Here is a 13,556-nt window from a genome sequence, read left to right as displayed (position 1 = left end):
TCCTTTACGGCGATGTCGAGACCGAGCCCGCCGTGTGGCCGGTCCCCTTTTCGACCACACGGCCCAGCAATTCGCGTAGGGTCGCCTGCTCGTCGGCGGTGAGGACGCCGAACACCTTCTCGTGGGCGGCCACGGCCTCGCTGACCACCGTGGCCGCGACATTGCGCCCCCGATCGGTGAGATAGGCCTGCAGTATCCGCTTGTGCTGGGGGTTCGGCTTTCGTTCGATGAGCCCGCGCTGTTCGAGCGCGGTCAGCGCCAGCTGAACCCCTTGCGGGCTGATCAACAGCCGTCTGGCGAGTTCGGCGCCGGACAGGCCGGGTTCGTTGGAGAGTTGGCGCAGCACACCGATTTGGGCGGTGCTGACACCGTGCTCACTGACCGCGTCGTTGACCGTGGTCAGCGAGAAGTAGAAGGCCTGCTTGAGCAGCCATAGGATGTTTTCGGTGAGTTCCATACCTGTCTCCCTGCCTTCTCAGGCGGCGGCCTTCTGGTGGATCTGCCCGTCCTTCATGACAAATGAAACCTCCAGGGCCCGTCATCACCGTCATCCCGTGCCGCGACCAGGACGACGCGGTGTCGATGCGGCGTGCTCCTCGCCCTCGTCAAACCAAACACCCACGGCCGCACCGGGAATGCGGTGCTCAGTCACTACGTGGGGGGTGCCGACAGGGATTGGATAACCTCGCCCAGCGACTCCGAGGACGTCGCAGTGTCGCCGAGGTACGGGTGGGCAAGTTCAATGACGAGGAACCCGTCGGTGGCCAGCAGCACGCCCACGGTCGCGACCAACGCGTAGTGAATGGTGGGTTTCTCGACGCTGAAAACCAAAGCGCCGCCGAGCACCAGCCCGCTGGTCAGGAAGAAGACTGTCCACATCGACCAAGGCATGCCGTCGAAAGTGCGGGCCCGGATCGTCCGTTCGATACGTGCCTGACTGATCTTGTGAAGGGAATCGAAAGAGGTAGCGAGGTAAGTCTTTTGGGTATCGGTGCGCGGTTGAACTTGGTCGTAGGCGGTGCGGAGACGCTGCAGCGCCTGGCCGGCCGCAGGGTAGGTATGGCCGTGTGCGACCAGCGGCCACTCTGTTATCGCCGCGCGTTCATAGTCCAGCAGCGCCTCGCGGATTCGGTCGCCGTCGGGTTTGTCGAAAATGGTGAGGTCGCTGGCCATCTGCACTGCGGTCGCGCCCTCGACCCGCATGTCGTCATCCGCAGAATTGTCCTGGCCCCACATCGCAGTCACGATGAAACCGGTGAAGAACGCGTACACGAATCCGACCAACATGAAGGCGAACTGTGTCACCTCGCTGCGTTCGTCCCCCCTGAGCCCGGGGAAGCGATGCCGGACAAATCTCAGGGCGAGCACTGCTCCGCCTGCGATGAGGACATTGAGTCCGAGTAATAGCAGCCACGACGGGACGTTGCTCACCAGCCAACCACTCACAAGCCACGCTCCTCCCGAGCACCGCAGCGGAGACCCCAGGCCTGATGTTGGCGCCGCCGGGCGACCCTGCTAGATGTGATCACGGCGTCGACGAACGTGGGGACCACGATCTTCGCCGGCACAATCCTTCTCTATCCGCCGGTGCGTAGGCAACTTCGAGCAAAACGTTCCGCTCGCGAGCTGATCCGGGGCGGAACCTGGCTGCGCGTTCACTCGCGGTAGCACACGCCCCCCACCGAAGAACCCACCGAAATCACATAGATCCTGCCAAAAGGAACGACATCGCCATCACCGGCCTTGATTCCCGGCTTGTCCACGGCGACCACGATGGCCTTGGAATTATCGGACCAGATCCATCTGGTACCGCCGTCAGTGGCCCATCCCCACGGCGGGCTTTCGTGATTGACGTCGTAGCACGGCGGCAAGCCATGCCACCACGTCGCCCCATGGGTGTCGTACCCCTGCCCGGCGCCGAAACGGTCCCGCATAAAGGCCACGATGTCGTCGTAAGGTGCGCCGTAACGCCACCACTCGTAGCCAGGATCACTGATGGCTGGACCATCGATGCAACCAAAATCGATGCATTGGACAGTTCCGACCGGCAAATCGACGTCAGCGAGCGTGGAGTGCGGACCGGGTGGCAACGAGTCGGCGTTCGCGGGTGATGCCGAGTCAATCGCGGTGACTGCGATGGCGGCTGCCGCGGCGAGCGCCAAACGGAGAAACATGGGCCGCGCCTCTCATCGACGTGCGTGACTCGGTGTCAGCGTATCCGTCAGGAACGGCAAAGCCCTCGATTCGATGTTCGGCGCGTTCACGATACAAGCGCTTGTGCCATCGGCTTTTCAGCTCGTAGCCGCGGGGACCATCAGCCATGACCACCCGCCCCGCCGCCGGCTGCACCAAACGGCCTGCCGCCCGCGGTTTCGAGGATGGGCGGAACGACCACGGGAGCGGGGCCGGGCGGGGTCGATTCGGGCCCGGGACGCTTTTCCGGTGGAATGCCGGAAGGATCCTCCGGTGGCACGGCGGGGCTGAGGCCCATCGAATCGGGGCCCTTGACGACCGGGGGCGTCGCAGTCGCACCGGCGTTGATGTAGTACTGCGCGCTCGCGCCGGTAAAGAACCCGGCAACCGGAGGGCTGTTGCCCAGTTCGCTGCCCGGCATGCCAAGGGCCTGCTCGTCGCCCATTGCGGTGGCGCGTACCCCGCGGGCGTCGACGGTCGCCGGCGGTGGGGTGACATAGACGCCGTACAAGTAGCCGTAGGCGCCGGGGATGAAGCCGGTGTTAGGGAGGAAGGGCGTCCCCGGGACCGGCGGCGGCGGGTCCCCCGGGGCGGCGCCGGCGGCGGGTGCCTGCGCTAGCGCCAACAGCGCGCCGATGGCCGCCGCCGGAATCAGCCCCAGTGTCGTACGAAACGTCATAATTTTCATCATGTGCTTGTCCTCCCGATGGGTGCGACGTCAAATCTTGATGGGATCGCCGAAAATGGCGTATTGCGTGTGCGCGGATTGGCTGGAGAACCTCAGATAGAGGTAGGACCGGATAGTGACGTCACCACCGCACGCGTCGGCCTTGATGTGCAGGTCGTCCATGTCGAGGGCGGCCTGCCCCTTGTCGTTGAGCGTCATGTTCGACAATGGCAAATCCACGATGACGCCCGGCTGGACCACAGTTTGGCCGAACCCGGCCCCGCCGCCGGCGTTACCCAGGTCCGTGGAGGTCGGGCTCCCGGGCGTAATGGCAACCGTTCCGTTCGGAACGCTGCCCCCGGTTCCACCGAACTGCAGGCCCGCCGAGACATCGTTCTGACACCCCAGCTGATACCCGATGATCAGCACGCTGTCGGTGATGGGGCTTGAGCCGCCGGTGGCCGACGCGACGCCACTTATCGTGATGAATGCCTCGTGGGAATTGGGCGCGGCAGCCAGATTGGGTGTCCGCGTCACCGATTCCCGCTCGAGGCGCATTTCGACGTTATAGCCCTCGCGGCTGACTTTGTTAATGGCTTTGGGGGGCATCGGGATTGCGACCAATTCGGCATGCGCCGGTGGCATTTCGCTCACCGCGCACAGGGTCGACGCCGCCATGATGACAGAGCAGATGCGGACCCAGGTTCCCCTCATAGCACGGGACTTTAAGTGGTTGACGGCCGGCAACACGGCGGCCACCACCAAGGTTAGCGAAATCGTTATGAACGCAATTTCGCGTTACTTCAACGGCCCCAACGACTGCCCGCATACAAGCGAAATTCAGGTGATCCGACGACGTCTCATTTGAGACAGACCGAGTTCCCTTTGAGCGCCGCACTATCCGGCTGCACGTCTAAATCCCGAGGGATGCCGACTCGACGCAAAGTGTTGCCCGCGGGTCAATTGGCATCATTACGGCCCACGTTGCGGGCGCCGCTCAGGCACGCAAACGCGCGGCAAATTGCACATTACGAAAGGTCGAAGGGGCGCCTACGAAAAACGCCGCAGAGATTGGCTTTTGGTCCTCGTCACTCGGACGAAACGGTGAACAAGTCGGATTCCCCTGGCTCGTGCTCGAGGACTTCGCGGTCGAACTTCCACATGTACAGGAAGTAGGCGAAACCTAAACCAAGCAGGCCCAGGACGACCAGCAGCGTCGCCAATGTCGTGAAAGACACCAGGACCGTGAAAATGCAGATGATCAACCACACCAGCGCCGCCACCGCGACGAGCCGATCCCACCGTCCCAGGTCGAAGCCGCCGCCAGCGCGGTCGAACTTCCGTCGCACCCCGAGATAGAGAACCGAGGTCAACATGTACTGCACGACGCTGATGATGGTGCTCGTCGCGATCAGTTGAAACAGCGCCGCACCCGGCAACGCGATTATCAGGACGATTCCGGTGGTCATCACCAGAAGCGTCGCCGGGATGGGGGTGTGGGTGCGCGGATTGACGCGCTGGAACACCCGGTGCCCTGGAAAGCGTCCGTCGCGCGCCATCGCGAAGTTGTAACGCGACGCGGAGGCGACGGCGACCAGCGCGGCCCCGAAGAACGCGATGGCGATGACCGCGAGGAACGGCCTTTCCAGCACGGGTCCGAACTGTTGGCGCATGACCTCGGCGACCGGGGATGCGCTCGCCGAGGCTGCCGGTATGTCTTTGACCGCAATCGTGAGCACGATGAGGAATAAGAATCCCAGCACCGAGGACGCCACAACCGATCCGATGATCGCGCGCGGCACGGTGCGTGTCGCGTCGGCGGCCTCCTCTGCCATGTTCGCGGCGGACTCGAAGCCGACGAGGGTGTTCAGGCCCATGATCGTGGCCCCCATCAGGCCGCCACCGATGAGGTAGTAGTTGGGATTGCCCTCGGCGACACCGTGGGAAAACAGGTTGGCAGTCTTACCGTCGCCGGACATCAGCACGGCCACCGTGAACGCGATCCCCAGCACGACGAGGATGCCGAATTCGACCACCACCGACAGCGAGTTGACCCAGCCGACGATGCGGGTCGCGGCGATGGCCAGTGCGGCCTGAATCACCAGGAGCACCACGGTGATCACGCGCCCGGTCGTCTCGTTGGGCTCCATGTCGAACAGCGGCATCAGACACTGCGTTGCCAACGCATTATCGATCGCAACGGGGGAGGTAACAGCATTCAGGAACGCCAGCCAACCGAAGCCCCAGCCGATCTTCGGGCTGGCCAGTCGTGATGCCCACGCGTACGGCCCGCCGCTGAGCGGTATCCGCGCTGAAAACTGCGCGTAGACCAGCGCTACCAACAGTTGTCCGACCCCGATGACGGGGAACAGCCAGATTCCCACCGGCCCGGAACTGCGCAGCATGTCGTCGTAGGTGGCGAAGACGCCCATCACCACCGACATCGCCGCGAATGCGACGGCGAAGATCTGGAACCCGTTCAGCGACCGCTTCAGCTCCGGTTCGTAGCCGCAATCTCGGCATATCTCGTCGGCGACCTCGTTGCCCGTCAGTGCTTGGCTCATCAGTTGCCTAGCCTTCCGTGGCCGGAGGAATGCTCTGCTCGTACCGAAACACGTTGCCGGGGTCGTACTTTGATTTGACGGCTCGTAGCCGGTCGAGGTTGGCGCCCCAGTAGGCCGTGGCCCAGTCAGCCATGCCGGCGTTCGGCACGTTCACGTAGGCGCCGTCTACGTAGGGTTGCAAGGACTCGCTGAAATCCGCAATCCAGGCGAGTGCTCGCGCTGTCAGCTGCTCATCGGCGGCGGGTCCACCGCGAACGCCCCAGCCGGCACCGGGTTCGGCGTAGAACAATGCGTCGCGATGGGCGAATGCCGAGCCGCCGGTGGGCTCGCTGCTCTTGACTGCGCCGCCGAAGGCGTTGGTGAAGTAATTGCAGTCGGGCGACGGGGCTTTCGCCATGAACTGACCGATCAGCTCGATCGCGGCGGTCGGGAAGGGTTGAATGATGAACTGCGACGTGAACTTCCAGTTCGCGGCCTCCTCCGAAATGGGTATCTGGAAACCGGCGTAGATGTCGGCCCAAGGTGCGGTGGTGGTCGTTACCTGGGGCTCTCCGACCGACAGGATCGGCCCCAGCAACTTCGTCGCCTCGGCTTCCGACCCTGCGCAGAGGGCCGCCAGCAATCGAATTTCACCGCAATGGATTTCGAGCTGGCTCGTCAGGCTGCTGTCGGTGTTCGGCGCCGAATGCTGCCAGGCGTCGAAGGCTTCACGGAGGTCGTCGAGCCCCGTCCACGTCGCCTTCACGTAGGTGACGTGGGGTAGCGGGTGAACCTTGTACGTCAATGAGGTGACGATGCCGAAGTTGCCGTTGCCGGCACCACGCAGTGCCCACATGAGGTCCGCGTGTGAGGTGTCATCGACGGTGATCGCCTTGACACCGTTCACCTCGTCGGTCACGACGATCTCGACCGCCATCAGGTTGTCGCTTGCCATACCCAGACTGCGGGTGAGCAGGCCGAAGCCGCCGCCGAGGGTCGCGCCGACCAGGCCGACGCTGCCTTCCGTTCCGGTCGGCGCCGCGAGTCCGTGAGCGCCGAGCGCGGTCACCGCCTCCAGTTGGTTGAGGCCTGCCCCAACCGTTGCCAGACCTGAGGCCGCGTCGATCTGAACCGACTTCAGCCCGCTGACATCGATGACGAGGCCGCCGTCGACAGACGACCAGCCCTCCAGGCAGTGCCCCCCGCTGCGCACCCGAACGGCGACATCGTTGTGTCGCGCCCACGTGAGGGCGTTGACGACATCTCTTGTGTCGCCGCAGAACACGATGGCCTGCGGGTGGTGCGAGTAAAGATGGTTGTACCCGAATCGCGCCGCCTCGTACCGGGGGTCGCCGGCACCGACAACATCCCCGGTGAGCTGGCTGGTAGGTCCTGTCATGTCTGTCACCTCGGCAGTATGTTCGTCGTTCAGTCCCCCGGCCTTGGTGTCGGTGGGCACAACTGTACGGCTCTAATCGTCGTTCTCATAGTGTCTCATATAAGACGTTTTTGTCTCATATAAGCTATGATCGTAGCATGGCACTAGATCGTGAACATGTGTTGCGCGCCGCAGCGGACTTCCTTGGTCGGCGGCCGAACGCCACCCAGGACGAGATCGCGGCGGCCGTCGGCGTCAGCCGTGCGACTCTGCATCGCTACTTCTCCGGCCGCGCTGCGCTCCTCGAGGCCCTTGACGAGTTCGCGACCGCCCACCTGCGTGAAGCGCTGAAAAGCGTTCGCGTGCAGGAGGGGTCGGCCTCAGATGCGCTGCGGCGTTTGGTGACGGCGTGCGAGCCGGTTTCTGGATACCTCAACTCGCTCTATACACAGAGTCAGGATTTCGAGACCAATCAGCCCAAGGAAACGTGGGCGGCGATCGACGCTGAGGTCAGGGAGCTGTTCCTGCGCGGTCAGCGGGACGGCGAATTCCGCCCCGATCTGAATGCGTTCTGGCTGACCGAAGCGTTCTTCAACCTGATGGCCGGTGCGGCGTGGGTGGTCCAGGTCGGCGGCGCCGGCCGTCGCGAATTTACCGATATGGTCACCGACCTGCTGCTCCGCGGGGTGAGTCGGTCATGACGCGCGCTTGGCTGTCGCTGGCGGTGCTCACCCTTGGGGTATTGCTGATCGGTGTCGACGGCACCGTACTGGCCCTGGCGCTCCCGTTCATCGGCCGCGATCTCGCGACGGCGGCAACGCAGGTGTTGTGGATCGGCGACATCTACTCATTGGTGTTGGCTGGTCTACTCGTCACCATGGGCAGCCTCGGCGACCGGATCGGCCATAAGAAATTGCTGCTTTGCGGTGCGACGGCTTTCGCCATTGCCTCGGTGGCAACGGCATACGCCCCGACCGCTGGGCTGCTGATCGGCGCGCGGGCGCTGCTGGGCGTGGCAGGGGCGACGCTGGCACCGTCGACCCTGGCGTTGATCCGTGTCTTGTTTGAGCGACCACGGGAACGCAGTGTGGCCGTGGGCATTTGGGCGTCTGCGTTTTCGGCGGGCGCCGTTTTGGGTCCCTTGGTCGGAGGTTTACTGCTGGAGCATTTCTGGTGGGGCTCAGTATTTTTGATCAACGTCCCGGTGAGCGTGGTGCTGGTGGTCGGCGGCATGGTGTTGTTGCCAGAGCAGCGCAACCCAATGCCTGGGCCATGGGACTTGCGCAGCGTTGCGCTGTCGCTCATCGGCATGCTCGGACTGGTTTACGCCCTCCAGGAAGGGGCCGCACACGGGATCCGTGCCGACATCGTGATCGTGGGGTTCGTCGGGCTCGCTGCGTTCGCCCTGTTCGTCCAGCGACAGCTCAGGCTGCCTGCCCCACTGATCGAATTGCGACTGTTCAGCAATCGCAGATTCTCCGGCGTGGTCGTCGCCAACCTGTTGGCGGTGCTCGGCCTGTCTGGCGTGGTGTACTTCCTCTCCCAGTTCTTTCAGCTTGTGATGGGATACAGCCCCCTGAAAGCCGGGCTGGCCGAGCTCCCAGCTGCGGCGAGTGCGACCTTATTTGGCCTGCTGGCCGGGGTTGCGATGTGCTATTCGTCGCAGCGCGCGATTCTTTCCATCGGACTGGCGCTGGTTGGATTCGCCATGGCGTCGTTCACAATGATCAGTCCGTCCACCTCCTACCCGCACCTCGCCATCGCCCTCTTCGTCCTCGGCATCGGCCTAGGCCTGGCCTTCACCGCGGCCAGCGACGCCGTCCTCACCAGCGTTCCGCCGGAGCGAGCAGGTGCCGCGGCTGCGGTGTCCGAGACCGGCTACGAGCTGGGCATGGCGCTCGGCATCGCGACACTGGGTTCCATCGTGACGGGCGTGTACCACGCGCTGGCAATTCCGCCCGGCGCCTCTGCCGCGGTCACCTCGCATACCGAGGACTCGCTGTCCAGCGCCATCGAGGCGGCGAAGCAGCTGCCTGCCGACCAGGCGCTGGCCGTGGTGACGGCCGCGAAGAACGCCTTCAGCAATGGCCTGGCCATCGCCGCGGGCGTTGGATCGGTGGTCCTGCTGGCGTCGGCAGCTGCGATATGGCTACTACTCAGGCCGGGAACGAGTGCGTAGTTGTCGGATCCCGACTAGTTCTTTTCGGTTCCGATATCGCCGGTGATATCGCGAGCGGAAGTTGCCCATTGGTCGCGGTGGCCGACGGTCAACTCCGCAGCACTTTGAGCACGTCCTCCGCGAGCGGCCCGGCCGAGGCGGGGTTCTGCCCGGTGTAGAGATTGCGGTCCACGACGGTGAAGGGCTTCCACATCTCGCCCCGGACGAAATCGACGCCCAACTTGACCAGTTCGTCCTCGGCCGTCCATGGCGCTTTCTCGCGCAGACCGACGCCGTCCTCTTCGTCGTTGGTGAATGCAGTGACCCGATAGCCGGCGAAGGGCGAGACGCCGTTGCGGCGGGTGGCGAGCATGGCGACCGGCGCGTGGCAGACGATCGCCAGCGGCTTGCCCGACGCCAGGGCCGCGGTGAGCAGCCGACCGGAGTCGGCATCCTGCCAGAGGTCCTCCATCGGACCGTGGCCGCCGGGGTAATACACGGCGTCGTAGTCGTCCAGCCGGGCGTTGGCGAGTTCGATTGGCCTGCGCAGTTCTTCGGCCGAGCGCAGCACCTCTTCGAGCTGCCCGGCGATTTCGGCACTTCCGGCCATCGAGGGGCGCAGGCTCATCACGTCTACATACGGCACGGTGCCACCCGGAGTTGCGACGACGATGTCATGACCGGCCCCGCTGATCGCGCTGTAAGGGGCCGCAAATTCCTCGGCCCAATACCCCGTCGGGTGCCTGCTGCCGTCCTTCAGCGTCCAGAAACTCGTTGCGGTGACGACGAATAGAACCTTGGCCATCAGACGCTCACTCCCCATTGCCTCGAGGGTGTTACGTAGACCAGTACCTTACGTCGCCACCGCAACGGCGGCAATGCATCGAAACAGCTTGTGTGATAAGCGCTAAAACCACACCTTGCGGCCGGCGACCGGACGCCCCACCGCTCCGAGGATCCACAGGATCACGCCGACAAGCACCAAGATGCCGCCAAGCGTTTCCAGAATCGCAATGCCAGTGACATAACCGATTACAGCGAGAATGATGCCCAAGATAATCACGTCGTGTCCCCTTCTATTGGGCTTCCGTCAAATTGATCAATGACGGACTACCCCGGCACGAACGCCCTCAATCAGGTGTCGTTATTTCCATTGATCAGCGCGGCACGCGCCAGCGTCTGCTCGGCCTGCTTCACGTGGGCGGCGTCGACCAGCACACCGTTGACTCCCACCGCGCCGCGCCCCTTGGCTTCCGCCTCCCGATAGGCGGCGACGTTGGCTTCGGCGCGGGCGATCTCGTCGGCGGTCGGTGCGTAGACGCCGTTGGCGATCGGAACCTGGTCGGGGTGGATCGCCCACTTGCCGGTGTAGCCCAGCAGCGAGGCGCGGCGGGCATCGCGTTCGTAGCCGGACACATCCCGGTAGTCGGGGTAGGGCGCGTCGATCGCATCGATGCCCGCGATCCGGGCCGCGACAATCACCTTGTTCCGCGCGTAAGCCCAGAATTCGCCGGGGTATTCACCGAGCGGGACGAAGTTGGTATCCACCCGTGCGCCCTGCGACAGCGAGAAATCGCCCACCCCGAAGATGAGTGCGTCCAGGCGGGGGCTGGCCACGGCGATCTCTTCCGCGTTGGCGAGGCCCTCCACCTCCTCGATGAGCACTTCGAGCCGAATCTGCCTGCCGAGTCCCAGTTTTGACTCCAGCTGGGTGAGCAGCACGTCGACCCACCAGACGTCACGGGCCCTGCGCGCCTTGGGGATGATGATCGTGTCGAGGTTCTCTCCGGCGTGGGTGACAACATCGATGACGTCGTCGTGGCACCACTGGGTGTCCAGGCCGTTGATGCGGATGGCGCGCGCGGTGCGTCCCCAGTCGATGTCGTTGAGGCCGCTGATCGCCTTCGCGCGCGACTCGACCTTGAACGCCGGGGGGACCGCGTCCTCGAGATCCAGAAACACCAGATCCGCTCCGCAGCCGGCGCCCTTCTCGAACATGTTGTCGTTGCTCGCGGGCACGGCGAGTTCGGAACGACGGAGAAGATCAGTCACCTCGATGAATATCCTTCTGTCACAACACGCCGCGGGCGCGTAGGTCGTTGATCTCGTCGAGAGTCATTCCGAGCACCTCGCCGTAGACCTCGTCGTTGTGCTCACCGAGTCGGGGTCCCAGATGATCGACCGCCCCGGAAGCCGACGAGAAGCGCGGGACCGGGGCCTGAACGGTCATCGGCCCGAGCTCTTGGTCGTCGACGGAGACGAATACCTCACGATGCACCAGCTGCTCGTCGGCGACCAGTTCACGGATGTCGTAGACCGGGGCCGCAGCGACTTCGTGCTTCTCGAAGACCTCCATCGCCTCCCAAAGTGTCTTGGTGGCAACCCAATCGGCGACGACGGCGTCGACTTCACCGGCCCGGGCCAGTCGCCGCTGCGGATCGGAGAAGTCGGGATCGGTCAGCAGGTCGTCGCGCCCGATCGCCCGAAACACCCGCAATGCCAACGCCGGTGAGCTTCCGGACATGGCCAGCCAGCGCCCGTCGAGGGTTTGATAGGTGTTGCGTGGAGCCGAGATATCCCATCGGTTTCCGGCACGCTCGGGCACCAGGCCCAGTTGGTCGTAGCCCAGCAGCGTCTGCTCGAGCAGACGAGCGAGCGGGTCGATGAGGTTGACGTCGATCAGCTGTCCCGGCCCACCATGCACGTCGCGGTGGTAGAGCGCCATCATCACCGCGTAGGTGGCGTTCAACGACGCGACGCCGTCGGCCAGCATGAATGGTGGCAGCGTGGGCGGGCCGCCGGCGGGGCCGGTGATGTGGGCGAACCCGCTCATCGCCTCGCCCAGGGTGCCGAAACCGGGGCGCTCACTCTTGGGACCGGTCAACCCGTATCCGGTGATGTGCAACATCACCAACCGGTCGTTGACCGCCCTCAGGCTTTCGTAGTCCAGGCCCCATTTGCGCAGGGTCTGCGGACGGAGGTTGAAGATGGCGACGTCGGCGTGCTCCACCAGCCGGCGCACCAGCGCCTGCCCCTCGGCGCAACGCAGATCCAGGGTGATGGATCGCTTGTTGCGCGACAGCGACTTCCACATCAAGCCCACACCGTCGCGCTGGTTGCCCCATCCACGGATCGGATCGCCGTTGCGCGGATCCTCGACCTTGATCACGTCGGCGCCGAACTCGCCCAGGTAGGTCGCGACCAAAGGTGCGGCCGCCAACGTGGCGAGGTCGAGCACGCGTACGCCCTCAAGCATGTGCACCGGCGGCCACCCGGGTATTCGAAGGTCGTTGCAGCCCAAGGTGTCCCCGCAACGTGTCGGACTCATATGCGGTACGGAACAACCCGCGTCTTTGAAGCTCCGGGACCACCATGCGCACCACGTCTTCGAATGCGCCGGGCAGATGCGTTGCGGCCAAGACGAACCCGTCGCAGGCTCCGCTTTCGAACCAGTCCGCCATCTGGTCGGCGACCTGGTCGCCGGTGCCGACGAAGCGGGGCCCCTGCAGCAGGGTGGCGCGGTGGCCGGCCAGATCACGCACGGTAACGGTGTCTCCACCGATATGGGTGCGCAGGTTCTGGACGAGCCCGCGGATGCCCGACACCGACGCGATGAGCTCGTCGGTCACCGGGTCGTCGAGATCGTGCTGTGCGAAGTCGTAATTCATCAACTCCGACAACAGTGTCAGCGATGCCATGGGGTCAACCAGATCATTGAGGAATAAGGCTTCGCGTTCCTTGGCGTGCGCCTCGGATTCGCCGACCACAGCGTAGGCCATCGGGCAGATCCGGACCGCGGCAGGATCGCGTCCGGCCTCGGCGATGCGTTCTTTCTGATCGGAGTAGTGGCTGCGCGCGACCTCGAGGTCCGGGTCGCCGGTGAAGATCAATTCGGCCCAGCGCGAGGCGAATTCGCGCCCACGGCCCGACGAGCCGGCCTGGATAATGACCGGCCGGCCCTGCGGGGTGCGGGGCACGGTCAGCGGTCCACGCGCGGTGAAGAAGTGGCCGACATGGCCCAGCTCGTGCACCTTGGCCGGGTCGGCGTACTGGCCGCCTATCCGGTCGTGCAGGATCGCGCCGTCCTCCCACGTGTCCCAGAGCCCGGCGACCACGTCCATGAATTCGTCGGCGCGGTCGTAACGCTCGTCGTGGCCCAGGTGGGCGTCGACGCCGAAGTTCTGGGCCTCGCTGTCATTGACCGAGGTAACCACGTTCCACGCCGCCCGCCCGCGGGAAAGGTGGTCCAGCGTGGCGAAGGTCCGCGCGACATGGAACGGCGCGTAATAGGTGGTCGAGTACGTCGCGCCCAGCCCGATACGCGACGTGGCCTGCGCCAACACCCCGAGCACAATCCCGAGGTCCAGCTTGACCGGCCGTGCACCGTGGTAGACCGCCTCGGCCACCGAGCCGCCGTACACACCCGGCATCGCCAGGCGGTCGTCGAAGAACATCAGGTCGAAGCAGCCCTCTTCGAGCTGCCGCCCGATCTTGGCGTAGTAGGACGCGTCGAGGTAGCCGTGTTCGGTTGCCGGATGGCGCCAAGACCCGGAATACACCGAGGTACTACCCGCCTGCATGAACGCAACCAGGGACATCTTGTCTGTGCGCCGATTA

At 64.5% G+C, this 13,556-nt stretch carries 14 protein-coding genes; 2 read left to right on the top strand and 12 right to left on the bottom strand.

Going from position 1 to position 13,556, the window contains the following annotated elements:
- Nucleotides 1-4 precede the first annotated feature (4 nt).
- The 7 genes from MNAB215_RS10195 to MNAB215_RS10165 form a co-directional block, all read right to left on the bottom strand.
- Nucleotides 5-457 (bottom strand): MarR family winged helix-turn-helix transcriptional regulator, encoded by a 453-nt coding sequence (locus MNAB215_RS10195; protein WP_077078759.1) that lies wholly within the window; start codon nt 455-457, stop codon nt 5-7.
- A 194-nt stretch (nt 458-651) separates the two neighbouring features.
- Nucleotides 652-1,446: a bestrophin-like domain gene (locus MNAB215_RS10190; protein WP_174604582.1), complete on the bottom strand. Its 795-nt coding sequence runs from the start codon at nt 1,444-1,446 to the stop codon at nt 652-654.
- A gap of 209 nt (nt 1,447-1,655) precedes the next feature.
- The gene (locus MNAB215_RS10185) at nt 1,656-2,174 is read right to left on the bottom strand and encodes a hypothetical protein (RefSeq protein ID WP_077078757.1); all 519 of its coding nucleotides are present in this window, start codon (nt 2,172-2,174) and stop codon (nt 1,656-1,658) included.
- Between the two features lie 140 nt (nt 2,175-2,314).
- A complete protein-coding gene (locus MNAB215_RS10180; RefSeq protein WP_077081906.1) occupies nt 2,315-2,872 on the bottom strand; it encodes a hypothetical protein in 558 nt (185 codons plus the stop codon).
- Between the two features lie 39 nt (nt 2,873-2,911).
- Complete coding sequence (locus tag MNAB215_RS10175) at nt 2,912-3,574, bottom strand: MspA family porin (RefSeq protein WP_083746085.1); 663 nt, start codon at nt 3,572-3,574, stop codon at nt 2,912-2,914.
- 374 nt (nt 3,575-3,948) lie between these two features.
- Nucleotides 3,949-5,424, bottom strand: a complete 1,476-nt coding sequence (locus MNAB215_RS10170; protein WP_077078754.1) for an APC family permease — start codon at nt 5,422-5,424, stop codon at nt 3,949-3,951.
- 7 nt (nt 5,425-5,431) lie between these two features.
- Nucleotides 5,432-6,802, bottom strand: coding sequence for an FAD-binding oxidoreductase (locus tag MNAB215_RS10165; RefSeq protein WP_077081905.1), 1,371 nt, complete (start codon nt 6,800-6,802; stop codon nt 5,432-5,434).
- A gap of 137 nt (nt 6,803-6,939) precedes the next feature.
- Between MNAB215_RS10165 and MNAB215_RS10160 the strand changes: the two genes are divergently transcribed.
- Nucleotides 6,940-7,482: a TetR/AcrR family transcriptional regulator gene (locus MNAB215_RS10160; RefSeq protein WP_077078753.1), complete on the top strand. Its 543-nt coding sequence runs from the start codon at nt 6,940-6,942 to the stop codon at nt 7,480-7,482.
- A complete protein-coding gene (locus MNAB215_RS10155; RefSeq protein WP_077078752.1) occupies nt 7,479-8,960 on the top strand; it encodes an MFS transporter in 1,482 nt (493 codons plus the stop codon). Before MNAB215_RS10160 ends, MNAB215_RS10155 begins: the two co-directional genes overlap by 4 nt.
- An 88-nt stretch (nt 8,961-9,048) precedes the next feature.
- Here MNAB215_RS10155 and MNAB215_RS10150 read toward each other — a convergent pair whose 3' ends face one another.
- The 5 genes from MNAB215_RS10150 to MNAB215_RS10130 all read right to left on the bottom strand — a co-directional run bounded on the left by MNAB215_RS10150 (nt 9,049) and on the right by MNAB215_RS10130 (nt 13,537).
- On the bottom strand, nt 9,049-9,744 hold the full coding sequence (locus MNAB215_RS10150) for a type 1 glutamine amidotransferase domain-containing protein (RefSeq protein WP_083746084.1): 696 nt from the start codon (nt 9,742-9,744) through the stop codon (nt 9,049-9,051).
- A gap of 102 nt (nt 9,745-9,846) precedes the next feature.
- Entirely contained in the window at nt 9,847-10,002 is a 156-nt protein-coding gene (locus MNAB215_RS10145; protein WP_108637605.1) for a hypothetical protein, read from the bottom strand.
- A 71-nt stretch (nt 10,003-10,073) separates the two neighbouring features.
- Nucleotides 10,074-10,991 carry an HpcH/HpaI aldolase/citrate lyase family protein gene (locus MNAB215_RS10140; protein WP_077078751.1) on the bottom strand — a complete coding sequence of 306 codons (918 nt, stop codon included), beginning with the start codon at nt 10,989-10,991 and terminating at the stop codon, nt 10,074-10,076.
- Between the two features lie 19 nt (nt 10,992-11,010).
- Nucleotides 11,011-12,195 carry a CaiB/BaiF CoA transferase family protein gene (locus tag MNAB215_RS10135; RefSeq protein ID WP_077078750.1) on the bottom strand — a complete coding sequence of 395 codons (1,185 nt, stop codon included), beginning with the start codon at nt 12,193-12,195 and terminating at the stop codon, nt 11,011-11,013.
- Complete coding sequence (locus MNAB215_RS10130) at nt 12,188-13,537, bottom strand: LLM class flavin-dependent oxidoreductase (RefSeq protein ID WP_077078749.1); 1,350 nt, start codon at nt 13,535-13,537, stop codon at nt 12,188-12,190. The genes MNAB215_RS10135 and MNAB215_RS10130 overlap by 8 nt, the downstream gene beginning before the upstream one ends.
- Between the last annotated feature and the right edge of the window lie 19 nt (nt 13,538-13,556).

Source organism: Mycobacterium numidiamassiliense, assembly GCF_900157365.1.
Taxonomy (GTDB): domain Bacteria; phylum Actinomycetota; class Actinomycetes; order Mycobacteriales; family Mycobacteriaceae; genus Mycobacterium; species Mycobacterium numidiamassiliense.
Note: the sequence above shows the minus strand (reverse complement) of the source record. Positions and strands in the feature narration are given on the sequence as shown.

Bases quoted from the DNA above. Each gene is read 5' to 3' on its own strand.
- MNAB215_RS10195 (WP_077078759.1), bottom strand. From the start codon at position 457: ATGGAACTCACCGAAAACATCCTATGGCTGCTCAAGCAGGCCTTCTAC.
- MNAB215_RS10185 (WP_077078757.1), bottom strand. From the start codon at position 2,174: ATGTTTCTCCGTTTGGCGCTCGCCGCGGCAGCCGCCATCGCAGTCACC.
- MNAB215_RS10180 (WP_077081906.1), bottom strand. From the start codon at position 2,872: ATGACGTTTCGTACGACACTGGGGCTGATTCCGGCGGCGGCCATCGGC.
- MNAB215_RS10175 (WP_083746085.1), bottom strand. From the start codon at position 3,574: ATGAGGGGAACCTGGGTCCGCATCTGCTCTGTCATCATGGCGGCGTCG.
- MNAB215_RS10170 (WP_077078754.1), bottom strand. From the start codon at position 5,424: ATGAGCCAAGCACTGACGGGCAACGAGGTCGCCGACGAGATATGCCGA.
- MNAB215_RS10165 (WP_077081905.1), bottom strand. From the start codon at position 6,802: ATGACAGGACCTACCAGCCAGCTCACCGGGGATGTTGTCGGTGCCGGC.
- MNAB215_RS10160 (WP_077078753.1), top strand. From the start codon at position 6,940: ATGGCACTAGATCGTGAACATGTGTTGCGCGCCGCAGCGGACTTCCTT.
- MNAB215_RS10155 (WP_077078752.1), top strand. From the start codon at position 7,479: ATGACGCGCGCTTGGCTGTCGCTGGCGGTGCTCACCCTTGGGGTATTG.
- MNAB215_RS10150 (WP_083746084.1), bottom strand. From the start codon at position 9,744: ATGGCCAAGGTTCTATTCGTCGTCACCGCAACGAGTTTCTGGACGCTG.
- MNAB215_RS10135 (WP_077078750.1), bottom strand. From the start codon at position 12,195: ATGCTTGAGGGCGTACGCGTGCTCGACCTCGCCACGTTGGCGGCCGCA.
- MNAB215_RS10130 (WP_077078749.1), bottom strand. From the start codon at position 13,537: ATGTCCCTGGTTGCGTTCATGCAGGCGGGTAGTACCTCGGTGTATTCC.